The organism is Micromonospora fiedleri (assembly GCF_016774385.1).
Classification (GTDB): domain Bacteria; phylum Actinomycetota; class Actinomycetes; order Mycobacteriales; family Micromonosporaceae; genus Micromonospora; species Micromonospora gifhornensis.
The window spans coordinates 1-473 of sequence record NZ_JAETXL010000056.1 but is presented as its reverse complement, the minus strand read 5'-3'; the positions used below and the strand labels follow the sequence as shown (position 1 = coordinate 473).

At 70.0% G+C, this 473-nt stretch carries 1 pseudogene; it reads left to right on the top strand.

Annotation, left to right across the window (positions count from 1 at the left end):
* Positions 1 to 84: 84 nt before the first annotated feature.
* Positions 85 to 473, top strand: a pseudogene (locus JMF97_RS30605) (S16 family serine protease); the annotation flags it as partial.

Sequence of the window (473 nt, the reverse complement as noted above, 5' to 3'; positions counted from 1 at the left end):
GTTGCCCTTGGTGGCTTTGATAAGCCCGTTCACTCCGCCTTTCTCTCATACACACTACACTGTGTACAAGCGACAGCCGAAACCCTGGTCCGCTGTCTCGGCCGCCCGAAGCAAAAGCCGGAGTCGGCGGAGCGAACGGCGGTGCCGGGGGTGGCAACCGGCCTGGCGGTCACCGGCGCCGGGGGAGACGTGCTGTTCATCGAGGCGACAAGCATGGAGGGTGAGCCCGGACTGACCCTGACCGGTCAGCTCGGTGCCGTGATGAAGGAGTCGGCGCACATCGCGCTGTCCTACCTGCGGGCCAACGGTCGCCGGCTGGGCCTGGACCCCAACGCCCTGGCCGGACGGCGGATCCCCCTGCACGTCCCGGCCCGCCCCGCGCCCAGGCACCGCCCCCGCGCGCGCACCCCACTGATCCATCCCTGCGCGTCGCAGCGCAGCCGGCGCCCGCTACAGCACCCGGTATGGGACAA